The sequence below is a fragment of the Cellulomonas fimi genome, from assembly GCF_028583725.1.
Classification (GTDB): Bacteria; Actinomycetota; Actinomycetes; order Actinomycetales; family Cellulomonadaceae; genus Cellulomonas; species Cellulomonas fimi_B.
Genome location: NZ_CP110680.1, coordinates 4,313,810 through 4,337,775, shown reverse-complemented (window position 1 = coordinate 4,337,775; position 23,966 = coordinate 4,313,810). Strand labels below are relative to the sequence as shown.

At 73.9% G+C, this 23,966-nt stretch carries 23 protein-coding genes; 11 read left to right on the top strand and 12 right to left on the bottom strand.

Annotated features, from left to right (window positions below; translation table 11 throughout):
• Nucleotides 1-8: 8 nt before the first annotated feature.
• The gene (locus OOT42_RS19575) at nucleotides 9-2,288 is read right to left on the bottom strand and encodes a glycoside hydrolase family 3 N-terminal domain-containing protein (RefSeq protein ID WP_273652821.1); all 2,280 of its coding nucleotides are present in this window, start codon (nucleotides 2,286-2,288) and stop codon (nucleotides 9-11) included.
• 213 nt (nucleotides 2,289-2,501) lie between these two features.
• On the opposite strand from OOT42_RS19575, the gene OOT42_RS19570 reads away from it, so the two are divergent.
• Nucleotides 2,502-2,921 carry a VOC family protein gene (locus tag OOT42_RS19570; RefSeq protein WP_273652820.1) on the top strand — a complete coding sequence of 140 codons (420 nt, stop codon included), beginning with the start codon at nucleotides 2,502-2,504 and terminating at the stop codon, nucleotides 2,919-2,921.
• A 28-nt stretch (nucleotides 2,922-2,949) separates the two neighbouring features.
• Complete coding sequence (locus tag OOT42_RS19565; protein ID WP_273652819.1) at nucleotides 2,950-4,128, top strand: winged helix DNA-binding domain-containing protein; 1,179 nt, start codon at nucleotides 2,950-2,952, stop codon at nucleotides 4,126-4,128.
• A 28-nt stretch (nucleotides 4,129-4,156) separates the two neighbouring features.
• On the opposite strand, the gene OOT42_RS19560 is transcribed toward OOT42_RS19565, so the two are convergent.
• The 6 genes from OOT42_RS19560 to OOT42_RS19535 form a co-directional block, all read right to left on the bottom strand.
• Nucleotides 4,157-5,593, bottom strand: coding sequence for a PQQ-binding-like beta-propeller repeat protein (locus tag OOT42_RS19560; RefSeq protein WP_273652818.1), 1,437 nt, complete (start codon nucleotides 5,591-5,593; stop codon nucleotides 4,157-4,159).
• A gap of 113 nt (nucleotides 5,594-5,706) precedes the next feature.
• Nucleotides 5,707-7,224 carry a PQQ-binding-like beta-propeller repeat protein gene (locus tag OOT42_RS19555; RefSeq protein ID WP_273652817.1) on the bottom strand — a complete coding sequence of 506 codons (1,518 nt, stop codon included), beginning with the start codon at nucleotides 7,222-7,224 and terminating at the stop codon, nucleotides 5,707-5,709.
• Between the two features lie 54 nt (nucleotides 7,225-7,278).
• Nucleotides 7,279-8,094: an alpha/beta hydrolase gene (locus OOT42_RS19550; protein WP_273652816.1), complete on the bottom strand. Its 816-nt coding sequence runs from the start codon at nucleotides 8,092-8,094 to the stop codon at nucleotides 7,279-7,281.
• A 187-nt stretch (nucleotides 8,095-8,281) separates the two neighbouring features.
• Nucleotides 8,282-9,901 carry a RecQ family ATP-dependent DNA helicase gene (locus tag OOT42_RS19545; RefSeq protein ID WP_273652815.1) on the bottom strand — a complete coding sequence of 540 codons (1,620 nt, stop codon included), beginning with the start codon at nucleotides 9,899-9,901 and terminating at the stop codon, nucleotides 8,282-8,284.
• 132 nt (nucleotides 9,902-10,033) lie between these two features.
• Entirely contained in the window at nucleotides 10,034-10,489 is a 456-nt protein-coding gene (locus OOT42_RS19540) for an SRPBCC family protein (RefSeq protein ID WP_273652814.1), read from the bottom strand.
• Nucleotides 10,486-10,842, bottom strand: a complete 357-nt coding sequence (locus OOT42_RS19535; protein ID WP_273652813.1) for an ArsR/SmtB family transcription factor — start codon at nucleotides 10,840-10,842, stop codon at nucleotides 10,486-10,488. The genes OOT42_RS19540 and OOT42_RS19535 overlap by 4 nt, the downstream gene beginning before the upstream one ends.
• 90 nt (nucleotides 10,843-10,932) lie before the next feature.
• On the opposite strand from OOT42_RS19535, the gene OOT42_RS19530 reads away from it, so the two are divergent.
• Nucleotides 10,933-11,571 (top strand): GyrI-like domain-containing protein, encoded by a 639-nt coding sequence (locus OOT42_RS19530; protein ID WP_273652812.1) that lies wholly within the window; start codon nucleotides 10,933-10,935, stop codon nucleotides 11,569-11,571.
• A gap of 15 nt (nucleotides 11,572-11,586) precedes the next feature.
• Here OOT42_RS19530 and OOT42_RS19525 read toward each other — a convergent pair whose 3' ends face one another.
• A complete protein-coding gene (locus tag OOT42_RS19525; RefSeq protein WP_273652811.1) occupies nucleotides 11,587-12,945 on the bottom strand; it encodes an MFS transporter in 1,359 nt (452 codons plus the stop codon).
• A 116-nt stretch (nucleotides 12,946-13,061) separates the two neighbouring features.
• Here OOT42_RS19525 and OOT42_RS19520 point away from each other — a divergent pair, with 116 nt between their 5' ends.
• Nucleotides 13,062-13,901, top strand: a complete 840-nt coding sequence (locus tag OOT42_RS19520; RefSeq protein WP_273652810.1) for an LLM class flavin-dependent oxidoreductase — start codon at nucleotides 13,062-13,064, stop codon at nucleotides 13,899-13,901.
• An 80-nt stretch (nucleotides 13,902-13,981) separates the two neighbouring features.
• Nucleotides 13,982-14,638, top strand: a complete 657-nt coding sequence (locus OOT42_RS19515) for a rhomboid family intramembrane serine protease (protein ID WP_273652809.1) — start codon at nucleotides 13,982-13,984, stop codon at nucleotides 14,636-14,638.
• A gap of 481 nt (nucleotides 14,639-15,119) precedes the next feature.
• Here the strand turns inward: OOT42_RS19515 and OOT42_RS19510 are convergent, their stop codons facing one another.
• The gene (locus OOT42_RS19510; RefSeq protein ID WP_273652808.1) at nucleotides 15,120-16,097 is read right to left on the bottom strand and encodes an IS481 family transposase; all 978 of its coding nucleotides are present in this window, start codon (nucleotides 16,095-16,097) and stop codon (nucleotides 15,120-15,122) included.
• Nucleotides 16,098-16,239: 142 nt separating this feature from the next.
• Between OOT42_RS19510 and OOT42_RS19505 the strand changes: the two genes are divergently transcribed.
• Nucleotides 16,240-16,539 (top strand): hypothetical protein, encoded by a 300-nt coding sequence (locus tag OOT42_RS19505; protein ID WP_273652807.1) that lies wholly within the window; start codon nucleotides 16,240-16,242, stop codon nucleotides 16,537-16,539.
• Complete coding sequence (locus tag OOT42_RS19500) at nucleotides 16,530-16,973, top strand: hypothetical protein (RefSeq protein WP_273652806.1); 444 nt, start codon at nucleotides 16,530-16,532, stop codon at nucleotides 16,971-16,973. Before OOT42_RS19505 ends, OOT42_RS19500 begins: the two co-directional genes overlap by 10 nt.
• Before the next feature lie 57 nt (nucleotides 16,974-17,030).
• Here the strand turns inward: OOT42_RS19500 and OOT42_RS19495 are convergent, their stop codons facing one another.
• Nucleotides 17,031-17,483, bottom strand: coding sequence for a DUF4913 domain-containing protein (locus OOT42_RS19495; RefSeq protein ID WP_273652805.1), 453 nt, complete (start codon nucleotides 17,481-17,483; stop codon nucleotides 17,031-17,033).
• Nucleotides 17,480-18,634 carry a type IV secretory system conjugative DNA transfer family protein gene (locus tag OOT42_RS19490; protein ID WP_273652804.1) on the bottom strand — a complete coding sequence of 385 codons (1,155 nt, stop codon included), beginning with the start codon at nucleotides 18,632-18,634 and terminating at the stop codon, nucleotides 17,480-17,482. Before OOT42_RS19490 ends, OOT42_RS19495 begins: the two co-directional genes overlap by 4 nt.
• A gap of 209 nt (nucleotides 18,635-18,843) precedes the next feature.
• On the opposite strand from OOT42_RS19490, the gene OOT42_RS19485 reads away from it, so the two are divergent.
• The 3 genes from OOT42_RS19485 (at nucleotide 18,844) to OOT42_RS19475 (ending at nucleotide 21,506) form a co-directional block, all read left to right on the top strand.
• Nucleotides 18,844-19,275, top strand: a complete 432-nt coding sequence (locus OOT42_RS19485; RefSeq protein ID WP_273652803.1) for a YciI family protein — start codon at nucleotides 18,844-18,846, stop codon at nucleotides 19,273-19,275.
• A 30-nt stretch (nucleotides 19,276-19,305) separates the two neighbouring features.
• On the top strand, nucleotides 19,306-20,562 hold the full coding sequence (locus OOT42_RS19480) for an RNA polymerase sigma factor (protein ID WP_273652802.1): 1,257 nt from the start codon (nucleotides 19,306-19,308) through the stop codon (nucleotides 20,560-20,562).
• A 356-nt stretch (nucleotides 20,563-20,918) separates the two neighbouring features.
• On the top strand, nucleotides 20,919-21,506 hold the full coding sequence (locus OOT42_RS19475) for a VanZ family protein (protein ID WP_273652801.1): 588 nt from the start codon (nucleotides 20,919-20,921) through the stop codon (nucleotides 21,504-21,506).
• A gap of 69 nt (nucleotides 21,507-21,575) precedes the next feature.
• Here OOT42_RS19475 and OOT42_RS19470 read toward each other — a convergent pair whose 3' ends face one another.
• Complete coding sequence (locus tag OOT42_RS19470; protein WP_273652800.1) at nucleotides 21,576-22,769, bottom strand: NAD(P)/FAD-dependent oxidoreductase; 1,194 nt, start codon at nucleotides 22,767-22,769, stop codon at nucleotides 21,576-21,578.
• 235 nt (nucleotides 22,770-23,004) lie between these two features.
• Here OOT42_RS19470 and OOT42_RS19465 point away from each other — a divergent pair, with 235 nt between their 5' ends.
• Nucleotides 23,005-23,748: a DUF4118 domain-containing protein gene (locus tag OOT42_RS19465; protein WP_273652799.1), complete on the top strand. Its 744-nt coding sequence runs from the start codon at nucleotides 23,005-23,007 to the stop codon at nucleotides 23,746-23,748.
• Nucleotides 23,749-23,966 lie beyond the last annotated feature (218 nt).

The window sequence follows — 23,966 nt, the reverse complement described above, 5'->3', positions numbered from 1 at the left end:
CGGGGGAGTCAGGCGACCGTGAAGCGGGCCTTCAGGAGGGCCTCGTCGCGCGACGACGGGCCGACGAGCAGGTCGAACGCGCCGGGCTCGACGACGCGGCGCTCGCGGCGGTCGACGATCGTGCAGTCGGCGACGGGCAGCGTCAGGTCGACGACGACGGACTCGCCGGGGGCGAGGTCGACCTGCCGGTACGCCTTGAGCTCTTTCTCGGCCCAGGTCACGGACGTGACGACGTCGCGCACGTACACCTGGACGGTCTCGCGCGTCGGGCGATCGCCGGTGTTCGACACCGTGACCTGCGCCCGGACGGTGTCGTCGACGCCGACCTCGGGCGTCGACACCCGCAGGTCGGAGTACGCGACGGTCGTGTACGACAGCCCCTCGCCGAACGCGAACGGCTGGCGCTGGGTGAGGTCGGCGTACCGGTCGCCGTGCTGGCCGGGGATCTGGTTGTAGTACGTCGGCTGCTGGCCGACGTGCGCGGCGAACGAGATCGGCAGGCGGCCGGTCGGCTCGACGAGCCCGAGCAGCACCTCGGCGACGGCCTGACCGCCGCGCATGCCGGGGTTCGCGGCCCAGAGGATCGCGGCGGCGCGGTGCGCCGACGGCGGCAGGACGAGCGGCTTCGACGCGACGACGACCACGACCAGGGGCGTCCCGGTGGCCTCGAGCGCGTCGAGCAGCGCGACCTGCCCGCCGATCAGGTCGAGCGTCGCGGTGGAGCGGCCTTCACCGACGAGCTCGATGCGGTCGCCCACGACGGCGACGACGTAGTCGGCGTCCTGCGCGGCGGCGACGGCCTCGGCGATGAGCGTGTCGTCGACGTCGGCGGGCACGACGACCGGCGGGCGCGGCTGGCCGTCGGGGAAGAACGCGCCGGCCGGGTCGGGCTGGAGCGTGAGGATGTCGGCGCCGCGCGCGTGCGTCACGGTCCAGTCGGCGGGCACGTGGTCGCGCAGGCCGTCGAGGACGGTCGAGATCATGTGTCGCGGGTGGCCGTCGGGCAGCCAGTCGGCCTGGCCGGAGCGGCCGGCCCAGTCGCCGAGCGTGGTGTCGGGGTCGTCGGCGTTGGGTCCGACGACGGCGACGCGGCGCGGGCGGTCGGCGGGGAGCGCGCGGCCCGAGCCGGCGTCGGCGGTGAGCCCGCCTGCGAGCGGGAGCGTGCCGTCGTTGGTGAGCAGGACGAGCGAGCGGCGGGCGACCTCGACGTTGAGCGCGGTGTGCTCGGCGGACGCGATGACCTCGGCCTGGCGCGCGGGGTCGGGACGGCGCGGGTCCTCGAACAGCCCGAGCTCGAACTTGAGGGTGAGGATGCGGGCGACGGCCGCGTCGATCGCGGACTCGTCGAGCATCCCGGCGGCGACGGCCTCCTGCGCGCCCGCGAAGAACTGCGGGGTCGTCATCACCATGTCGTTGCCGGCGTTGACGGCGGCGGCCGCGGCGTGCGCGTGGTCGGGCTGGATGTGCTGCTCCCAGACCATGCGGCCGACGTTGTCCCAGTCGGTGATGAGCGTCCCGGTGTAGCCCCACTCGCCCCGCAGCACGTCGGACAGCAGCCAGTCGTTGATGGTGACGGGCACGCCGTCGGTCGACTGGTAGCCGAGCATGAAGGTGCGGCAGCCCTCGCGCGCGACGCGCTCGAACGGCGGCAGGAACCAGGACCGGAGCTTGCGGTGGCTGATGTCGGCCTCGGACGCGTCGCGCCCGCCCTGCGTCTCGGAGTACCCGGCGAAGTGCTTGGCGGTCGCGAGGATCGCGGTCGGGTCGTGCAGCCCGTCGCCCTGGTAGCCCGCGACCATCGCGGACGCGAGCTCGCCGATGAGGAACGGGTCCTCGCCGAACGTCTCGTCGACGCGGCCCCAGCGCAGGTCGCGCGTGATGCACAGGACGGGCGAGAAGGTCCAGTGGATGCCGGTCGCGGCGACCTCGACGGCGGTCGCGCGGGCGACGCGCTCGGCGAGGGAGCGATCCCACGAGGCCGCCATGCCGAGCTGCGTGGGGTAGATCGTGGCGCCCTCGAAGAACGAGTGGCCGTGGATGCAGTCCTCGCCGACGAGCAGCGGGATCTGGAGCCGCGTCTGCGCGGTGAGCTCGACGGCCTCGTGCAGGTGCTCGGGCGAGGCGTGCAGGATCGAGCCGACGTGCATGTCCTCGACGAGGCTGCGGACGTCCGCGCGCGCGTCGAGCTGCATCATCTGGCCGACCTTCTCGGGGAGGGTCATCCGGCCGACGAGGTCGGCGACGCGCTCGGCGACAGGGAGCGCGGGGTCCTGGTACGGGTGCGGCACGGACGGGTCCTCTCACGGCGGCGGTGCAGGGCGGGACGGGCGGGGCGTGCGTGCGTCGACGCGCGGGCGAATCGATTCGAGCGTCGCAGGAGTCTAGCGAACAATTACCAACTGGTCAGTAAGTAGATCGACCGCGCCGGTCGCGCGGTGAGCAGTCGCCGAGTGGCGGGAGCCCGCACGCGGCACCAGTGTGGCCCGCGGAGGTGGTCCCCGATGCCCGACGTCCGTCCCGTCATCCGTCAGGTCGTCCTCGACACCACGGACCCCCGCGGGCTGGCCGAGTTCTACCGCGAGCTCTTCGGCCTCACGTACCGCGACGGCGACGAGCCGCCCGCACCCGGCGAGCCCGACCCGAACGGCGACGACTGGCTCGTCCTGCGCGGCGGCGAGGGGGTCCCGCTCGCGTTCCAGAAGGTCGAGCACCTGCCGCCGTCGACGTGGCCCGACCACACGGTCCCGCAGCAGCTCCACCTCGACAGCAGCGTGCCCGACGTCGCCTCGCTCGACGCCGCCCACGAGCGCGCGCTCGCGCTCGGTGCCCGCGTCCTGTTCGACCGCACCGACGACCCCGACGAGCCGCTGCGCGTGTACGCCGACCCGTCCGGACACCCGTTCTGCGTCTTCGTCGGCTGACGTCGGCGCCACCTGCGACGATCGGCGCGTGCAGCACCTCGACACCGCCGAGCGCCGCGCCCGGCTCGCCAGACGGCACGCGCTCGCGCCCGCCCACCGGGTCGCGACGGTCGAGGACTCGGCCGCGAGCGTCGTGTGCCTGCACGCGACCGACCCGGCGGGCCTCTACCTGTCGGCGTGGGCCCGCACCGACGGCTTCACGGTCGAGGACCTCGACCGCGCGTTCTACGCCGACCGCACCCTGGTCAAGCACCTCGCGATGCGCCGCACGCTGTTCGCCGTCCCGCGCGACGTCCTGCCCGTCGTGCAGGCCGCGTGCAGCGCGAAGGTCGCGGCGACCGAGCGTCGCCGGCTGGAGAAGGACGTCGTCGCCGCCGGGCTCGCGACCGACGGCGCGCGCTGGTTCGACGAGGCCGTCGCCGCGACGGTCGCGGAGCTCGCGGGCGGCGAGCCGCTCACGTCCACGCAGCTCCGCCAGCGGCTCGCGGTGATCGACGCGCGCGTCGCGTACGGCGGCGACAAGCCGTGGGCCGGGTCGTTCTCGGTCGCGTCGCGCGTGCTCACGTGCCTCCAGGCGGCCGGGACCGTCGTGCGCGCGGGCAACCTCGGCCGCTGGACGGCGTCCCGCCCGACGTGGGTGCTCGCGCGCGACTGGCTCGGCGCCGAGATCGACCCGCTCGACGAGCACGAGGCCCGCGCGACGCTCGTCCGCGCGTGGCTCGGGCGGTTCGGGCCCGCGACCGAGCGGGACGTGCGGTGGTGGCTCGGGTCGACGCTGCGCGACGTGCGGCGCGCGCTCGCGGACGTCCGGGCCGTGGAGGTCACGCTCGACGGCGGCGTGACCGGGTGGGTGCTGCCCGACGACGTCGACCGGGTCGGGCCGGTCGAGCCGTGGGTCGCGCTGCTGCCGTGGCTGGACCCGACGACGATGGGCTGGACGGAGCGCGACTGGTACGTCGGGCCGCACCGCTCCCAGGTGTACGACTCGGTCGGCAACGGCGGTGCCGCGATCTGGGTCGACGGCCGCATCACCGGCGCGTGGACGGTGACCCCGGCCGGCGAGGTCGCGCTCTACCCGCTGGAGGACGTCGGGCGGGAGGCGGCCGCCGCGGTCGAGGCGGAGGCGGAGCGGCTGAGCGCGTGGCTCGCGGGCACGTCGGTCGTGCCGCGGTTCCCCGCGCCGCTCGTGGGCGGCCGGACCACCTGACGTCGGCGCGGACGGGGACGCCCCGCGCTCAGCCGAGCACGACGGGCTCGGTCGTGAACGCGAAGAGACGGTGCCCGAACGGGATGACGCCCTGGACCCCGGTCGGCATGCTCACGTCGCGCACGTGCACGCCGGTCCGCCGGTCCAGGACCACGAGGACCGACGGGTCCACACCCTCCGGGTCGACCTGCTCGACGAGCACGTGCGGACCGTCGGTGAGGACCTGCGACGGCGTCGTGCCGGGCGCGAGGTCGTACGACCACAGCACCTCGCCGGTCCCGCCGTCGAGCGCGGCGACGCCGGTGCGCGTGGCGACGTGCACGCTCCCGTCGAGCACGAGCGCGGCCCAGATCTGGCCGACGTCGAGCTCGACCTCCCAGCGCTGCTCGCCGCTGTCCGCGTCCCACCCGTAGACCCAGCCGCCGCCTGACGACACCTCCAGGCCGGGCAGGCTGCCGTCGTCGAGCTGGCGCGCGGCGAAGTCGCCGAGCACCTCGAGGTCCGGCCGTCCCGCCCGCACGACGACCGTGCGGCCCTCGTGCGGCGCCTGCAGGAACGTGCCGGCCCAGAGCTCGATCCCTCGGACGTCGTCGCGCGGCCGGCCCGCCGGGTCGATCACGAGCGTGTCCAGCGGGGTCTGCACGACGGCGTGCCCGGCCGCCTCGGTGACCCAGGACCAGCGGTCGTCGCGGGCGCCGGGGAGCACCGTGGGGTGCCGGTAGCGCCACGCCTCCGCACCGGAGACGGGGTCGATCGCCGTGAGGACGACGTGCCCGCCGTCGTCGAGCCGCAGCAGCGCGGTCACGTCCCGCAGGACCGCGGCGTGCAGCGCGGGCTCGTCGAGGTCGTGCGCCGCGACCACCGTCCCGTCGCGCAGGTCGACGACCGTGAGGCGCGACCACGTGCCGGGTCGCCACGCGGCGTCGGGGTCGATCGAGCCGAACGACTGGCGCGCGTCGGTCGCGAAGCACACCATCGTCGCCGGCTCGGGCACGCCCTCGCCCTCCGGCGGTACGCACCGCGCCTCGCTGAGCTCCGCACCGGGGACGGCCGGTGCCACGGTCGCCGACCAGCGCTGCTCGCCGGTGTCGACGTCGAGCGCGACGAGGGCGGTCGACCCGTCGGGCTGGAGGGCGGTACCGATCGCGGCGCCGCCGGACGTCGTCGTCGGCCACCACGCCTCGTCCGGCGTCCACAGCGGCTCCAGGCTGTCGCCGACCTCCCCGAGCGCACCCGGGAGCGCGGCGATCCGGGCGTCGACGGCGCGCACGCGTGCGTCGGCCACGCCCTGCACGACGGCGAGCCCGACCACGACGACCGCCGCCCCGGCGCCGGCCACCAGCGCGGGCCGTCGCCACCGTCGGGCGGCCGTCGTCGCCTCGGCCGGTGCGGGAGCGGGCGCGGCCGCGTCGAGGTCGTCGTCCTCGACCAGCTCGACGAAGGAGAGGCGCTCACCGCGGGCCATGCGCGGAGGGTACCTCCGCCGACGGCGAGCGGCCCCGGCCCGCGACGGCGCACGGCGACGCCGCTCGCCGACCCTGCTCGTGCAGCCCTGCCCGCCGGCGGGCCGGCTCGCGGTCAGCCGAGGAGCGTCGCGCTCCCGGCGGCCGCCGCGAGGACGTACGGACCGAGCTGGGACGTCCACTCGACGCCGGGCGGCAGGGGCAGCTCGCGGACGAGGTCGCCGGTGCGCCGGTCGAGCACGACGAGCGAGTCGACCGTCGCGGCGTCCTCCGACCCGCGCAGCACCATGACGTGCGGACCGTCGCACAGCACGCCGCTGCGCACGGTCCCCGACGGCAGGTCGTACGACCAGAGCAGCGCGCCGGTGCGGGCGTCGAGCGTGCGGACGCCCGCGCTCGACGTCGAGTGCACGCGCCCCTCGGCGACGACGACGGTCTGCGCGCCCACCGACGACGACAGGTCGACGGCCGTCTCCCAACGCTGCTCGCCGGTCGTCGCGTCCCAGCCCCACGCGAGCGCTCCGCTGCTCGACACCTCGAGCCCGGGCGCGCTGCCGTCGTCGAGCGTGCGGCGCGCCAGCGTCCCGGCGACCTCGAGGTCGGGCTCGCGCGGGCGCAGGACCCGCGACCGACCGTCCCGGGCGGGTACGGCGAGCCACGCACCGTCGAACCCGGTCGCGTCGGTGCGGAGGCCGTCGACGCGCACGCCGTCGGAGTCGAGCGCGTAGTCCCGGCCGGACGTGTCGAAGACGACCACGTGGCCGCCCGCGGCGTGCAACGAGATCCACCCGGAGTCGTCGGCGTACTCGGGCAACGCGTCGGGGGCGCGGTAGCGCCAGCGTTCGGCGCCCGTGGCGGTGTCGACGCCCACGACCGCGACGTGCCGCTCACCGTCGAGGAGGCCGAGGGCGACGACGCCGTCGAGCACGGCCGCGTGCGGGGTGCGCGGGACCTCGACCGACGAGCGGACGGTGTGCGTGCGCAGGTCCACCACGACGACGCGCGCCCACGACGCGGCCGTGGGTGCGGCCTCGGAGCCCACCTCCGCGTCGGTGGTGTGGCAGACGAGGACCTCGGGCACGTGGTTCGGGTCGGAGGTGCCGACGGGCGGGGGTGCGCACGTGATCGAGCCGCCCCACCCGCCGTCCGGTGACGCGACCGGGGGTCCGATCGGGACCGACCAGACCTCCTCGCCCGTGCGGAGGTCGCGCGCGAGGAGCCCGTGCGCGCCGTCGATCAGCGTCGGGCCCGTCGCGACCGTGCCGTCGACGAGCATCGGGTACCAGGGCCGGGTGGCGTCGAGCTCCCAGAGGGCCGTGAGCTCCGTCCCGACGTCGACGCTCGCGCCCCGCAGCGCGGCGATCCGGTCGTCGACGGCGGCCTCGCGCCGGTCGAGGGCCACCTGGACGCCGCCGAGCACCAGCAGGACGACCGCGACGGCGGCCCCGACGACCAGCACGGCCCGCGGCGCGCCGCGCCGACCCGAGGGTGCGTCGCCCTCGTGGTCCGGGGCCGTGTCGCCGCCGGTGCCGCCGCCGCTGTCACCGTCGCCGGGCCGGCGTGGCGGCGGCGTGCCGTGTCCGTCGTCGTGCTCGTCGAGCTCGACGTGCCGGAGCTCCCCGCGGCGGGCCATGCCCGGACGCTACCGCCGGGCGACGTCCGGGCAGAGCGGTTCGCCGGGTGAGGCTCAGGCCTCGGTGCGCGTCCGGGCGTGCGCGAGCGCCCAGTCGAGCGCCTTGTCGGCGACGGCCTCCCAGCCCGGCGCCGCGCACGTCCAGTGGTCGCGGTCGGGGAACTCGAACAGCTCGGTGACCGCCGGGGACTTGTCGTAGTGCTTGGCGTTCGAGCGGTTCACGGACGCGGGCATGATGTGGTCCTTGCCGCCCGCGATGAACAGCAGCGGCGCGCGGTCCTTGCTGTAGTCGACCCACGTCTCCTGGTGGCCGGGCTTGTAGTTCGCGATGAGCCCGTACGCCCAGATCCACGAGCCGGGCGCCGCGATCGCGTAGCGCTCGTGGACCGCGTCCGACTCCTCGCGGCTCAGCGTGTTCGCGAACGCGTAGTGGAACTGCTCGGGGCTGAACGCGACGGCCTCGTGCCGCTTGTGCAGGCTCGTGAACGCGGGACTGAGCGACTTGAGCTGCGACGGGGGTGTGACTCGGACGCCCTCCGTCGGCGCGGAGTCGACGACGACGCCCGCGGCTCCCAGCCCCCGCGCGAGCAGCAGCTGCGTGAGCGTCCCGCCGAACGAGTGGCCGATGATGATCGGCGGCGCGTCGAGCCCCTCGATCACGGCGGCCAGGTGGTCGACGACCTCCGGGACGGTGAGCGTCGCGATGATCTCGGGGTTCTCGCGCAACCCCTCGACCTCGATCTCGAAGCCCGGGTACCCGGGCGTGAGCACCCGGTAGCCCTTCGCCTCGTAGTACGGGACCCAGTGCTCCCAGCTGCGGGGGGTCATCCACAGGCCGTGCACGAGCACGATGGTGTCGGGTGTCGTCATGGTCCGTCCTCTTCTCGGGCGTTCGGTGCGGGAACGTGGAGCGACGTGCGGCGTGACGGGACGTGCCTCGGGCGGCACCGGACGAACCGGGCACCCGTGCCGATCATCGCGCCACCCGCCCGCGTCGCGGAAGCGGGATGACGACGCAGGTCAGCGACGTCGACACCGATGTCGATGCCGCGGACCCTCAGCGGACCGTGAGCAGCTCCGAGTCGAGCGCGACCGCGGCGTCGAGCGTCACGTACCCGTGCTCCTCGAACAGCACGGTGAGCCGGTCCGCCTCGACGACCGACACCGTCCCGTCGCCGAACTGCTCGTGCCGCACCGCCTGCCCGGGGTGGACGCCCGTCGACCGTGCCGGTGCGCTCGTGCCGCGGTCGCACGAGTCGCACGCGCCGCACGGGTCGGGGCGCACCTCGCCGAGCAGCTCGAGCAGCAGCCGGCGCCGGCAGTCGGTCGTGTCGGTGTACGTCCGGACGAGCTCGACGCGCGACGCGTCGAGGGTCGCGCGGCGCTCGCGGGCCTCGGTGACGGCCGCGACGGCGTCGGCGACGGACGTCCCGGTCGCCACCCAACGGCCGTCGTCGTCGTGGACGGCGCCCGCCGCGGCGAGCTCGGCGAGCGCGCGCGACACGGTGCGGGCGCCCAGGCCCGCGCGCTCGGCGACGGTGGCCCGGTCCGCCGGGCCGTGCGACGTGGCCGCGAGCACGGCGCGCAACGTCCCCGGCTTCGCGCCGCCGCCGCTGCGCAGGAAGCGGTTGAGCGCGGTGTCGTCCGGGCGGTGCACGACGACCGCCCGCGCGGGCTGCTCGTCGCGTCCGGCGCGGCCGACCTCCTGGTAGTAGGCGTCGAGCGAGGGCGGGGGACCGGCGTGCACGACGGCGCGCACGTCGGCGCGGTCGACGCCCATGCCGAACGCGCTGGTCGCGACGACCGTGTCGTGCCGGCCGTGCAGGAACGTGTCCTGGACACGGGCCCGCTCCTTCGCCGCGAGCCCTGCGTGGTAGACGAGCGCGGGCCGCCCGGCGCGGTCGAGCAGGTCCGCGAGCTCGGTGGTGTGCGCCCGGGTGCGGGCGTAGACGATCACGGCCCCCTCGGTGCGCAGGACCTCCTCGACGACGCGTGCGTCGCGGTCCGCCGCGGTCGACGCCGGGGTCGCGCCCAGCCAGATGTTCGGGCGGTCGGCGTCGTGGACGAGCACGCGCGGGTCGGTCAGGCCGAGGCGCTCGACGATCTCGTCGCGCGCGTGCGCGGACGCCGTCGCGGTCATCGCGAGCACCCGGGGACCACCCAGCGCGCGCACGGCCGACGCGACGTGCAGGTAGTCGGGCCGGAAGTCGTGGCCCCACTCGCTCACGCAGTGCGCCTCGTCGACGACGACCAGCCCGACGTCGGCGGTGCGCAGCGCCTCGACCACCGGCCCACGGTGCAGCTGCTCGGGGGCCAGCAGCAGCACGTCGAGCCGCCCGTGCGCCGCGTCGTCGAGCGCCTGCGCCTGCCGCCCGCGCGACACGGCGGAGCTGACCGTGGCTGCCCGCAGGCCGACCTCGCGCAGCGACTGCGCCTGGTCGCGCTGGAGTGCCACGAGCGGCGAGACGACGAGCGTCAGCCGGGCCGCGACGAGCGTCGCGATCGCGTACACCGCGGACTTGCCCGCGCCGGTGCGGGCGACGAGCAGCGTGTCGCGGTCGGCGAGCCCGCGCAGCGCGTCGGCCTGCGCGTCCCGCAGCCGGGCGTCCGGGCCGAGCACCTGCGTGACGGCGTCGTCGAGGGCGACGCCGCGGACGGGCGGCAGGGCAGTCGGCACGGGACCTCCGAGGGGGAGCAGCAGGGCGGGGACCCAGCCTGCGGCAGCCCGCCCGGTCCCGCATCCGGTCGCCCGGGTGGGGGTGCGACGACGGGAGGCGCCCTCAGCGGGTCGCCTCCCGTCGTCCGCCGTTCAGCGCGTGAGGTACGCCGCGAGCCGGTCGAACGCGCCCGACCAGGCGTGCTCGACGAAGAAGTCGCGGATCTCGACGGTCGGGAAGCCGCTCTGCACGACCTCCATGAGCGTGCCGCAGTCCTGCGCGGTGAACGTGACCTCGATGCGCGTGGTCATCGTCTGGCCGTCGGGCGTGCTGCCCGTCGACTCGGTGACGAGCCGGTGCGGTGCGTCGATCTCCAGGAACGTCTGCACCTCGGTGAAGAGCTGGTCCTCGCTCGGCCCCCAGACGGCGGTCTGCTGCCCGCCGACGCGCAGGTCCGTCTCGATGCGCACGATGCCCGGCTCCTCGTCGAGGATCGAGAACCACACCTTCTGCTTCTCGGCGTCGGTGTAGACGTCCCAGACCTCGGCGGGCGGGGCGGGCAGGAGCCGCGACGTGCGCAGCTCGAGGTCGGTGGTGTCGGTGGTCATGCGTCCGTTCCTCTCGGTGGGGCGTCCGCCGGCGGACGCAGCAGGAAGTAGGCCTCGAGACCGTCGAGCCGACGCTCCCAGAGCCGCTGGTAGAAGGAGATCCATGCCATCGCGTCGTCCAGGCGCTCGTTGCCGAGCCGGCACTGCCGGGTCCGGCCGACCTTCTCCGTGACGACGAGCCCGGCGTCCTCGAGCACCTGCACGTGCTTCTTCATGCCCGTGAGGGTCATGTCGTGCGGCGCGGCGAGCTCCCCGATCGTCGCCGGCCCCTGGCCGAGCCGTTCGAGCACCGCGCGTCGGGTGCCGTCCGCGAGGGCGGAGAACATCCGGTCGAGCACTACTTGCTGAACCATGTGGTTCACCTTACGACAGTGAACCAGTTGGTGCAATATCGATCACCGAGCAGAATGAGCCGCGCACCCGCGTCAAGATGAGGAGGGCGGATGACCAGCGCCGGAGCCACCGCGAAGACCGACCTCAAGAAGCAGATCGCGGCGTACACGGCCCGGCGGGGCCGGTTCGACGTCGTCGAGGTCCCGCCGCTGACCTACCTCGCCGTCGACGGGCACGGCGACCCGAACACCGCCCCCGAGTACACGGCGTCCGTGTCGTCGCTCTACCCGCTCGCGTACGCGCTGAAGTTCCTCAGCAAGACCGAGCTCGGTCGCGACTACACCGTCATGCCGCTCGAAGGGCTGTGGTGGTCGTCCGACATGGAGTCGTTCACGAGCGCGCGCGACAAGTCCCGGTGGGACTGGACGCTGCTGGTCCTCGTGCCCGACTGGCTCGACGCCGAGCACGTCGAGACCGCGCGCGCGACCGTCGCCCGCAAGGGCGGCGCACCCCGGCTCGACGACATCCGGCTCGCACGCCTCGACGAGGGGCTGTGCGTCCAGACGCTGCACGTCGGCCCGTACGACGCCGAGGGTCCCGTCCTCGCGGAGATGCACGACGAGGTCATCCCCGGCCACGGTCTGCACCGGACCGGCAAGCACCACGAGATCTACCTCGGCGACGCCCGCCGGACCGCGCCCGAGAAGCTCCGGACGATCCTGCGCCAGCCGGTCACGCGGGCGTCCTGACGGGACGCGCTGCCGTCAGGCGTCCGTGGTCACAGCGTCCTTCTCGGTGGCAGCCGACTGGCGCCGGGCGTCGTCGAGCGCGCGGCGGCCCGACGGCATCGCGAGCGCCACGCCGACCACCACGAACAGCGCGACGCCCGCGAGGACCAGCAGCAGCTCGACGCTGACCAGGTCCGCGAGCGGCCCGAACACCGCCATGCCGAGCGGCATCGCGACCGCCATGACGATGCCGACGAACCCGAACACGCGCCCCTGCATCTCCGGCTCGACCGTCTCCTGCAGGACGGTCGTCGACGGCGTCGAGAAGAACGGCACCGCCAGGCCGAGCAGGAACATGAACCCGAGGAACACCCACAGGTTCGTCGAGACGCCGAGCCCGATCGAGATGCCCCCGAAGGCGAGCGTCGAGCCGATGATGAGCCCGATGCGGCTGCGCTTCGCCGCCCAGATCGCGACCGCCGCGCCGCCGAGCAGCATCCCGATGCTGAACGCGAGCTCGTTCGCGGTGAGCTTCCAGACTTCGGGCCCGAAGGTGCGCGCCACCATGAGCGGCGTCAGGTACGACGGCGCGACGATCAGCACGAACACGACCGCGAACAGCACGAGCACCCACCGGACGAACGCGTGCCCGGCGATGTACCGCAGCCCGCCGACGAGGTCGCCGAAGTAGCTCGTCGGGCCGTCGCCCTGGGTCCGCACGATCGTCGCGACCGGGACCAGCAGGAGCATCCCGATGCCGATCACCGCCGTCACGACGTCGACGAAGAAGACCGCCACGATGTCCGCGCTCGCGTACACGGCGGCCGCGACGGCCGGGGCGACGAGCATCATCGCGGACTGGATCGTCGCGTTGATGCCGTTCACGCGCATCAGGTGACGCATCGGGACGATCTGCGGGACCATCGCCGCGACCGCCGGGGTCTGCACGCCCGCACCCGCCGAGCGGATCGCGAGCGCCGCGTAGATGAGCCACAGGTCGTCGTGGCCGGACAGCATGAGGAGCGCGAGAGCGAGCGTCGTGACCGCGATCGTCGCGTCCGCGCCGATGACGAGCAGCTTGCGGTTGTGCCGGTCCGCCCAGACGCCGCCGAAGATCGACACGACCGCCTGCGGTAGGAAGCCGAACACCGACGACAGCGCGAGCACCGCACCCGAGCGGGTCTCGAGCGTCAGGTGCCACAGCACCGCGTACTGCACGAGCATCGAGCCGAACAGCGAGACCGTCTGCCCCGACAGGAAGACGACGGTGTCGCGCACCCAGCCGGGGCGGTCGGGGGGCGTGGCGTCGTCGGGCGCGCCCGCGTCGGGGACGGCCGTCGGGACGTGCGGGTCGGGTTGGGCCGGGGTCGCCGGTGCGTGGGCGTCGTCGGTCACGCACCCATCCTCCGACGGACCACCGACAGGACCAACGCCTTTCGCGCCGGAGACGGGGGTGTCGGAGGTCGTCGGTAGCGTCGCCGGCAACGACTGCGACGACACACGGGGGCGTCATGAAGTTCGGGATCGTCGGCACGTTCGGCACGACGGAGCAGGTGCTCGGGATGGCGGTCGACGCCGAGGAGTCCGGCTGGGACGGCTTCTTCACGTGGGACGCGATCGACCTCGGGCTCGACGGCGACGTGTGGGACCCGTGGGCCGTGCTCGCCGCGGCGGCCGTCCGCACCGAGCGGATCACGCTCGGCGCGCTCGTCTTCGCGCTGCCGCGGCGCCGTCCGTGGGTCGTCGCGCGCCAGGCCGTGACCGTCGACCACCTCTCGAACGGCCGGCTCGTGATCCCCGCGGGCCTGGGCGTGCCGATCGACCGCGGGTTCGTCGGCGTCTCCGGCGAGCTCACCAGCACACGCGAGCGGGCCGAGCTGCTCGACGACCACCTCGCGATCCTCGACCTCGCGTTCCGCGGCGAGACGTTCTCCTACGACGGCCACCGCCACAAGGTCGAGGACCTGCGCATCAGCACCCGCCCCGTGCAGCGGCCGCGCGTGCCGATCTGGGTCGTCGGCGCGTTCCCGAGCGACCGGTCGATGGGGCGCGCGCTGCGCTACGACGGCGTCGTCCCGCAGCTGCGCGGCGACCGCGCCATGGAGCACCTCGGCCCGAAGGAGGTCGCCGAGATCGCGGGATGGGTCCGCGAGCACCGGTCGCCCGACGACGGCCCGTTCGAGATCGTGCTTCAGGGCGTCCTGCCCGAGGACCCCGCCGAGGCGCAGGACCACGCGGCCGCGCTCGCGGAGGCGGGCGCGACGTGGTTCGTCGAGTCGCGCTGGGAGGGCCCGGGCTCCACGTACGAGGCGCTCACCGACCGCATCCGTCGCGGCGTCCCCCGGACGTGACCGTCCCGTCGGCGTCACCGCCGGCCGCGGCCCCTCGTCCGTGGGGCACGAGGTCGACGTGGGGGACCGCCGTCGCAGGCGTGACGGTCGCGACGCTCGGCGTGGTCGGGCTGCTCGTGCCGGACGTGCACGACGCCCTGACGCGCGACCCGGCGCTCATCGCGGACGGCGAGTGGTGGCGGCTCGGGTCGTCGATGCTCGTGCAGTCGTGGTGGGGGCAGTACGCGTTCAACCTCGCGGGTCTCGTGCTCGTCGGGTGGGCCGTCGAGCGGCGGTGGGGGACCGGGTGGTGGGCGGCCGCGGCCCTCGGCGGCGGCCTCGTGGCGGCGGTCGTCCTCACCGTCGCGGAACCCTCGCTCGTCGAGGCGGGCACGTCCGACGCCGTCGGCGGCCTCGTCGGGTTCCTGCTCGTCCGCGCGTGGCGGGAGCGTGCGACGCCGCCGTTGCTGCCGTTCGTCTACGCGACGTTCTGGGTGCCGTACGTCCTGCTCACCGGCGTCGGCCCGGGCTATCTCGTCGCCGGACCGGTCGCGAGCGTCGTCGTCGCGCTGCTCGTCGCCGACCTGCGCCACCGCGGCGGGCGCGTCGCACTCCCGGCCGCCGTAGCCCTGGCTGCCGTCGCCGCCGTCGCCCTCACCGTGAGGCTCGACGGGCACGGAGTCGGCCTCGCCGTGGGCGAGGTCCTCGCATGCCTGCCCAGCGGGCCGCCGGGTCGATCGAACGACGACTCGACCTGACGCCCTGGTCGCTCGAACTGAGCGCACTCACGCCCTCGCGAGCCAGCGCACGACGCACCCGTCCGGGGTGGCGGACTCGCGTGGGAGCACTTCGGCCCCGACGGCATCGTCGTGTGACCGCCCTATGAGCACCCGGCCTGTCCTCGCACCTGGTCTTTGCTCCTGTCAACTGTCGGCGCTGGGTGCCCGGGACTCGTGCGCAGCGTCGGCGCCGCGAACACGGTCCGCCCCGGGGAGCGGACACGACAGTCTCGCCAGAGTATTGGTGCGAGGGGCCTGCTGCACGAGTAGGTGGCAGGTCATAGGTGTCACCTACTCGTGCAGCAGGCCCACTGGAGCGCGGCGTTCGGTGACACCGTGACGTTCGGGGGGACACGACAGATCCGCCGACTGATCAACTACGAGCTCAACGGCGTCGATGACGACATGGCTGACCACGACTCCGACTTCTACACGTGGGGCAGCATCGGTGGTGCTGCCGCTAGCTGTACTGACCCGCAGCGTTGTTGACGCGGTCGATGGGTCGTAGGCCGCCGATGCCGAGGTGGGGTCGGTCCAGGTTGTAGCGGTCGAGCCAGTCGGGCAAGACGGCGGCGCGTTCGGCATTGGTGGTGAAGACGCGTGAGTATGCCCACTCGGCGGCGAGGGTGCGGTTGAGTCGCTCGACCTTGCCGTTGGTCCACGGGCAGTAGGGCCGGATCAGCTTCAGGCGGATGCCGAGTTGCTCGGCCGTCTCGAGGAAGTCCCGGGAGATTCGGTAGTTCCTGGCGTTGTCGCTGATCACGCGCTCGACCGTGATGCCGTGAGAGGCGTAGAACGCCGCTGCACGGGTCAGGAACCCTGCGCAGGTCGTGCCTTTCTCGTCGTTGTGGATCTCGGCGTAGGCCAGCCGGGAGTGGTCGTCGATCGCGGTGTGGATGTAGTCGTAGCCGACCCCGCGGCGGCGGTCTCGTCGACCGTCGGCTCGGCCCAGTGCCCGATGCCCGCCGCCGTCCGGGATGCGCCCGAGCTTCTTGACGTCGATGTGGACCAGCGAGCCGGGATAGGCGTGCTCGTAGCGGTGCGGTGAGCGCCGCGAGGCACGAATCGGCAGGCCGGTCAGGGGGTCGCACTCGCGCAGCAGGGGTGCGCCGTGACGGGCCAGGACGCGCCCGACCGTGGAGGCGGGAAGACCCAGGTGATAGCCGATCCAGACCGGCCCTCGCCGCGAGAGCATCCGAGCGATCCGCACCCGGGTCTCCACGCATGCGGGCGTGCGACGCGGATGGGTGCGTGCGCAGCTCGGCCGGTCCACCAGGCCTGCGCGGCCCTCGATCCGAAATCGGCGCCACCACCGCCACGCGGTCGTGCGCGAGACGCCCATCTCGGCGGCGACGTGGGCGACCGGGCGGCCAGCCGCGATGCGCTGGACCATCACGAACCTGCCGGCAGGTGTCAGCCGGGCATTAGCGTGAGACACGAGAGACCTCCGTGGTCCGAGTCGGTTCCTAGACAGCTCCAACTCGACCCGGAGGTCTCTCGCTACGTCAACAACGGTCTTGGTCAGTACAGCTAGCGCAGTGACGATCCTCGCGACTGGGGGGGTCGGCGCCAGCCTCGCCGTGGCATCAACCGTCGGAGGCGGCTACGGCGCCTACCAGAGCTATAAGGAGGGCGACATGGTCGCCGCGATCACCTCGGCTGCTGCGGCCCTTCCAGGGCTGGGGGCCGGGGCGCGCGTGCTCGGTCTCGCGTCCAGGTCGGCGCGGGCCTCAGCGACAGGTGCGACGATCGCCCGCTCGGGATCGTGGTACTCGACAGCTGGGAAGCTCAGCGACTGGGTCGGGATCGGCGCCCCCTGGTTCAACTACACCCTCATGAGCGGAGCTGCCGTCTGGAAGGCGTCCGGTACATGCGCCTGATCTACACCGAGTACGTCGCACTACTGACGCGCGCCGGTCGCTCGAGGTCCGAGTCTCGTCGGCTAGCGGAGCAGGAGATCGCGCGAACACTGGAAGCGTCACCGCCCGACTTTGCGCGTCTCAGGCGCCTCTTGCTAATCGGTACAACACTCGGCTCCATCGCGGGGTTCGTGCTCTTCCTGATCGGGCTCGTCGCGAGCATCGCCAGCGGTTCGGACGTCTTCATTGATGTGGCCTTCAGTGCAGCCTCTCTTGTGGTCTGCGTAGGGATAACCCAGTGGCTGCGCTTCCTCCTGCTCCCGATGCAGAAGAAGGCGTGGAAAGACCGCGATGCGCCACTCCCGTGGCTGCTCCAACCTTCCTGGCTTGACCTCGTGATCGCGCTGTTCGCCGCGATACTCATCACCGTCGGTGTCGTCCTCGACGGCTTGTGAAGCCGTTCGACATTCTGACCAGCGGTCGGCGACTAAGACGCTGGGTGCCTGCAGCGGCTATCGCACGTTCGGGAACATGCCTTCCGGAGGGGGGATGTAGGGCAGCGGTTCGCCTCGCTTGCAGGTGTTCGTCTCGCCGTCGATGGCGCCGGCGAACGGGCCGTCGGGGTCCATCAGGATGGCCATGTGGTGGTCGGCATGGTCGCGCCACCACACACTCATACCCATGCTCGGGTCCAGACGCAGATGCTCCCAGGCCCGCCAGAGCGCCTCGAGACGGATGAGCGCTTCGTCGTAGCGCCACCACTCCCTTGCCCAGACCCGGTGGCGACCGTCGATGCGGCGCCGGTAGACGTGGCGCAGGTACTCGCGCACGAACTCATCCACCGAGCCGTAGTAAAGGCTCGCTCCGGCCGGCGCGGCGATGTCGACGCGTGCGACCTCGTCGTCGACGTCGATCGGTTCGGCCTCGATGCCGTCCTGCTCGTCGTCAGTGCCCCAGTCGGTCACGACGTCTCCCCGGCCTCACCTGACGCGGCGGTGCCGAGCTCGGCTTGTGCCTCGTCGATGGTGTTGGCGGCCTGAGGGTCGTGCGCGGCGATCGAGGCCCGCACCGCGGCCGCGTGCGGGCCGGTCATCCAGGGCTGGGTGCGAATGAGGGTCGGGCGGGAGCCGGAGGCGAGGACGACGGCGCGGCCCTTGGGCATGGCGGCGAGGTCGGCGACGTCGAGGATCCGTTCGCGGTGCAGCTGCTGGGAGATGGTGCGCTGCCCGCGCCCGCTGGAGGTCGAGGAGGCCAGCCGGTCGTAGTCGCCGATGATGCGTGAGAGGTCGGCGAGGAAGTGTGCGTCGCTGACGCCGCCGCCGTAGACCTTGACGTTGGCGGCGGACCACAGCTTCTTCATGCCGTGCTCGCCCCAGACTTCCACGCCTTGCGACCAGGACTGCAGGATGGCCATGAGGACGATGCCGCGGGAGCCGTAGTGGCTGTAGAGGTTGGGCAGCTCGCGCCACCGGCAGACGTTGGCGGCCTCGTCGAGCACGCCGAGCAGCGGCGTCGTGAGCCGCCCGCCGGGCGAGCGTGCGGCGAGCTCCTCGGCGGCCTCGACCACTGCCACGGTGAGCGCGGTGACGAGCGGGCCGGCGGTGCCGCGGCCTTCCTTGGACAGCGAGTAGAGGGTGCCGCCGTCTGCGCGGACGAACTCGTGCGGGTCGAACGGCGGCCGCCGGTGGGCCTGGCCCGGCGGGGTGACCCATGCGGCGACCTGCCGGTTGGTCAGGCAGGAGGCAATCTGCCGGGCAGTGCCGTAGATGCCGCCCCGCTGCTTCTCCGGGGCGGCGACGACGCCAGCGACCTGGTCGGCGGTGCGCGGGAAGCCGCGCTCGCGCAGGACGTCGACCGCGGTCTCGTCAGTCGGGCGGGTCAGGCAGGTGTAGACGTCGGTGATCGGGCGTCCGTCGAGAGCGGCCGCGAGCAGCAGGCCCGCGAGCAGGTCCTGCCCGGCGGGGTCGAAGTAGGCATCGGTGCGCGCGCCGGGGTCGCGTGACCCTGTGGCGAAGTGCTCGGCCAGGCCGGCGGCGCGGACCTCGTCGGTGACGTGGCTCAGCGGGTTCCACCACCAGGTGGGTTCCCCGAGTGAGAGCGCCTGCGGGTCAAACACCTGCTGGGCGCGACGCCCGAGGTGGGACTGGTCGTGTCGTTGGCGAGGAAGACGACCGCTGACTCGCCGGCGCGCCCTCGGACCACGAACGGTCGACGGAGAACTCGTCGGGACGTCGTGTCGAAGGACGCGCGGACCGTTCGACGAGGGGAGTGAGAGCCGGTCCGGCACTAGCGTCGGGACGGACCACCACGAGGAGGAGAACGGTCATGAAGGTCCTGGTGATGATCGAGGGTGCGGGCGCCGACGAGGACAAGATCGAGCCGACCACCGAGATGTTCGAGCAGATGGGCCGCTACAACGAGGAGCTGGTCCAGGCGGGGATCATGCTCGGCGGCGAGGGTCTGCTGCCGAGCGCGCGCGGGGCGCGCGTCGTGTTCGAGGGCGGGACGACGTCGGTCGTCGACGGCCCGTTCGTCGAGGCGAAGGAGATCGTCGCGGGCTACTGGATCTGGGAGGTGTCCTCGCTGGAGGAGGCCGTCGAGTGGGCCAAGCGCTGCCCGGCGAACGCCTCCGGCCCGCGCGCGGTCCTGGAGATCCGGCCGATCGCGTCGATCGAGGACTTCGGCGACGCGTACACGCCCGAGGTCGCGGCGGCGGAGGAGAAGCTCGCCGAGCAGATCAAGGCGCAGCACGGCTGACGGGACGCGGCGAGGCGACGGGACGCGACGATGACCGACCCGCGACGCACGGTCGAGGCCGTCTGGCGCATCGAGTCGCCGCGGCTCGTCGCCTCGCTCACCCGGCTGGTCCGGGACGTCGGGCTCGCGGAGGAGCTCGCGCAGGACGCGTTCGTGCAGGCGCTCGAGCAGTGGCCGCGCGACGGCGTCCCGGACCGGCCGGGCGCGTGGCTCATGACGACGGCCCGGCGCCGCGCGGTCGACGTCATCCGGCGCGAGCAGACGCGCGACGCGAAGTACGCGCTGGCGGCGGCGGACGGGCGGCACGAGCCCGCCGCCGACGCGGTCGTCGACCGGCCCGTCGACGACGACCTGCTGGCGCTCGTGTTCCTCACGTGCCACCCGGTCCTCCCGCGCGAGTCGCGGGTCGCGCTCACGTTGCGGCTGTTCTGCGGGCTGACGACCGACGAGGTCGCGCGCGCGTTCCTCGTCCCGTCGCCGACGATCGGGCAGCGGATCTCGCGCGCCAAGCGGACGCTCGCCGAGGCGCGGGTGCCGTTCGAGGTGCCGCAGGCGGACGAGCTGCCCGCGCGGCTCGCGTCGGTGCTGGAGGTCGTCTACCTCGTCTTCACCGAGGGGCACGCGGCGACCAGCGGCGACGCGTGGGTGCGGCGCGACCTGGCCGCCGAGGCGATGCGGCTCGGGCGCGCGCTGAGCGGGCTCATGCCGCGCGAGCCCGAGGTGCACGGGCTCGTCGCGCTCATGGAGCTGCAGGCGTCGCGGTTCGACGCGCGCACCGACGCGGCGGGTGAGCCGGTGCTGCTCGCCGACCAAGACCGCGGCCGCTGGGACCGCACGCTCGTCATGCACGGGCTCGCCGCGCTGGACCGCGCGACGACGCTCGGTCGCCCGCTCGGGCCCTACACGCTCCAGGCGGCGATCGCGGCGTGCCACAGCCGGGCCGCCCGGTTCGAGGACACCGACTGGGAGGCGGTCGTCGCGCTCTACGACGCGCTCGCGCAGCTCGCACCGTCGCCCGTCGTCGACCTCAACCGGGCCGTCGCGGTGCTGCACGCCGACGGCCCGGAGGCGGCGCTCGCGGCCGTCGACGCGATCCGCGACGACCCCCGCCTCGCGCGCTACCACCTGCTCGGCGCGGTGCGCGCCGACGTCCTGGCGCGGCTCGGCCGGCACGACGAGGCCGCCGAGGAGCTCGAGCACGCCGCGACGATCGCCCCGACACCGCGCGAGCGCCGGCTGCTGACCGAGCGCGCCGCGGCGGCCGCCGCCCGCGCGACCCACGGCTGACTCCCCTCCCGCCGCGCACCCTCGCCCGCACCCTGGGCAGGAGATGTCCGGATCGCTAGATTCGCAGACGGGCCCGACGGCGCGTCCGCCGGGTCCGGGCGGGTGGGCCGACGGTCGCGTCAACCGCGGGCCGCCCGAGCGCCGGTGGCGTGCCACCCCCCTCTCGGCACGCCACCGGCACCCCGCCCCTCTCCCCGACGCGCTCGCGGCGGGCTCACGACCGACCCGCACCCGACCCGCACCCGACCCAGGTCCGACCACGGGCGGATGACCTGCGACGCGCCGGCTGGCACTGTGGCGCCGTGCCGTCGGCCTCGTCGACGTGCCGGAGCGTCGTCGTACAGAACAGGTCACGCGTGTTTCGTCAGGTCCCCGTCCTCCCGGTCGTCGTCCCCCTCGCCGCGGCAGTCCTCGCGGTGCTGCTGCGGTCACTGGCCCGCCGCGGACGGCTCTCGGTACCGCGTGCCGCCGTCGCGGTCGTGCTGTGCGTCTACGCCGCCGGGGTCGTCGCGAACACGGTCTTCCCGATCTACCTCGACAAGCCGGTGAGCAGCGCGCCCTGGACCGGCAGCGTCGTCGTCGTGCCGTGGACGCCGTACGAGGTCGCCGACGCGGTCATGAACGTGCTCCTGCTCGTGCCGCTCGGTCTCCTGGTGCCGCTGCTGGTGGTCCGGGTGTCGTGGTGGCGGGCGGTGGGTGTGGCGGCCGTCGTCAGCCTGGCGATCGAGGTCACGCAGGCCGTCACCGCGCACCTGCTGGGCGGGGGTCACGTCGCCGACGTGCACGACCTGGTCTTCAACGTCGTGGGTGGGGCGCTCGGTTCCGCGGCGTTCGTCGCGCTGTCGCGCGTGCCCGCCGCCCCTCCGGTCGTGAGCCGCTTCCGGTGGCACGACGACGCCCCGGACCCCGCCGTCGTCGCCCGGCCGGAGCCGGTGCGCGGCTAGCCGCACCCGTCCCGGCGGGCGCATGACGCGGGCCCCGGTCACACCGGTCGGGAGCGGCGTCCGCGTCGCTCAGGACACCTTGCCGCGCAGCAGCCGCCGCCAGTAGATCGGCGGTTCGAGGTACCGGTCGAAGATCAGGAGGCTGCGGCGGGGCCGCGCCAGGTCGGGCACGCGGACGGTCGGCTCGGGGCGGCGCCGACGGTCGAACTCCGCGAGCAGCAGCCGGCCGCGGGACGTCGTCACGGGAGCGACCGAGTACCCGTCGTAGTGCCGCATGGTCGCGCCCGTCCGCCGGGCGGCGATGTTGTGCGCGACGACCGGGACCTGCTTGCGCAGCGCACCGCCCGAGGGGAGGGCGTCGACCTCGGCCGCGTCGCCCAGACCCCAGACGGTCGAGTGGTCGGGGTGCTGCAGCGTCCGCGGGTCGACCGCGAGGAACCCGTCGCTGCTCGACGAGGTCAGCCCGCTCGACGCCAGCCACTGCGGCGCGCGGTGCGGCGGCGCGAGGAAAAGGGCGTCGTACGCGAGGTCGTCGGTGCCGCCCGGGGTCCGGAGCCGGAGACGTCGGGCGGTCCCGTCGACGTGCTCGACCGCGGTCGACGTCCGGACGTGCACGCCGTACCCGGCCGCTGCCGCCCGCAGCTCACGGTCGGACTCCGGGAGGTCGACCAGCCGGTCGCCCTCGAGCAGCAGCTCGACCCGGATCCCGTCGAGGACCCCCGCCCGGCGCCAGTGGTCGGCGGCCAGGAACAGCGGCTTGAGGCCCACCGGGGCGCACGGGACGTGGCGGTCGGAGATCGCGAACACCGCCGTCCCCGACGTGAGCGACGACAGCAGCTCCCAGGCCGCGGGCGCGTGCTCGGGCAGGTAGCTGGTCGACGCGGACCCGGTGCGCACGGCGTCCTGCGCGCCCGGGATCGCGTCCCAGTCCACCTGCGAGCCGGGGCACACCGCGAGGTCGGTGTACGTGAGCTCGCCGCCGCTCGCGAGGCGGACCGCCGACCGCGCCGGGTCGACCGCCGTGACCGCGTCCCGGTACCACCGCACCCCGGGCGGCATCGCGTCGGTCTGCGGTCGTCGCAGGTCGTCGAGCGTCGCCATGCCGCCGGCGACGTAGGACAGCAGCGGGCGGTACTCGTGGACGTCCTTCGGCTCGACGACAGCGACGTCGCGGCAGCCGTCGCGGCGGAGCTTCGCCGCGAGCGAGAGGCCGGCGTTGCCGCCGCCGATCACGAGAACGTCGTGGTGATGGGGACCGGTCACGATCGGGACCACGCTCCGTGTGCGTCGGGGACGCGTCACGCTACGTCGGGTCGCGCCGGCCCGCGCGCCGGGGCGGCAGGGGAGCGTCAGGATCCCGGTGGCGGTCGTACGGAAGCCGTCAGGGCGAGCACCGCCGTCCGGCGTCGCGCGGATGCTGGCCTCGACGACACATGCGCGCACCGACGAGTCGGCCGGGCGCGTCGGTGTCGCGCTCGAGACGGGAGGCTGACAGACGATGACTTGGGCCGTGATCGAGTCGCACCGCTGGGTGGTCTTCGCGTACGCGGTGACGGCACCGCTCGTCGCGGCGGCGGCCATGGGGGCGCTGCGCGAGCAGGTCGCGCCGAGCACGGCCGTCCTCGTGCTCGTCCTCGTCGTGGTCGCAGCAGCCGCGACGGGTTCCCGCGCCGCGGGGGTCGGGGCCGCCCTCTCCGCGGGTCTGTGGTTCGACTACTTCCTGACGGAGCCGTACACCAGCCTGGCGATCACGTCGGCCGAGGACGTCACGGTGGCGATCCTGCTGCTCGTCGTCGGGGTCGCCGTCTCGGAGCTGGCGCTGTGGGGCCGACGGCAGGAGGCGCGGGCGAGTCGACGCGCGGGCTACCTCGACGGCGTCCTCACCGTCACGGACGTGGCCGCGCTCCGGTCCGGGCCGACCGCGGCGCTCCTCGACGACGTCGCGCACCGGATGACGGACCTGCTCGGTGCGGACGGCTGCCGGTTCCGGGCGCGCTCGGAGCCCCTCCCGCCGTCCGCGACCACCCTGCGGCACGACGGCACCGTCACCCGCGACGGGCGTCCCTTCGACGTGGAGCGGCACGGGCTGCCGACCGACGACACGATCACGCTCGAGGTGCGGACGCGCGAGTCGACCGCGGGGTGCTTCCTGATCACGGCGTCGACCCGGATCGCCCGCCCGACGCTCGAGCAGCGACGTGTCGCCGTGCTCCTCGCCGACCTGGTCGCGCCCGAGGTCTGACGCGCCGCACCGGGCGACGGGGAGTGCCCATCCCGTATCGCAGTATTTCGCCCGGTATCGCCCTGTTATCGGGCTGATGACTTTGCGAGGATCGCCGGAGAGGTGCCGGCGACGGGGGCTGCCCGGCACCCAAGGGGGTCCGGGGGGCTCGATGTCGCGAGGGCGCGATGCCGTCGCCGTCCCGGCGCTGGACGCGTGCGTCCCTGCCGCCGGGCGAG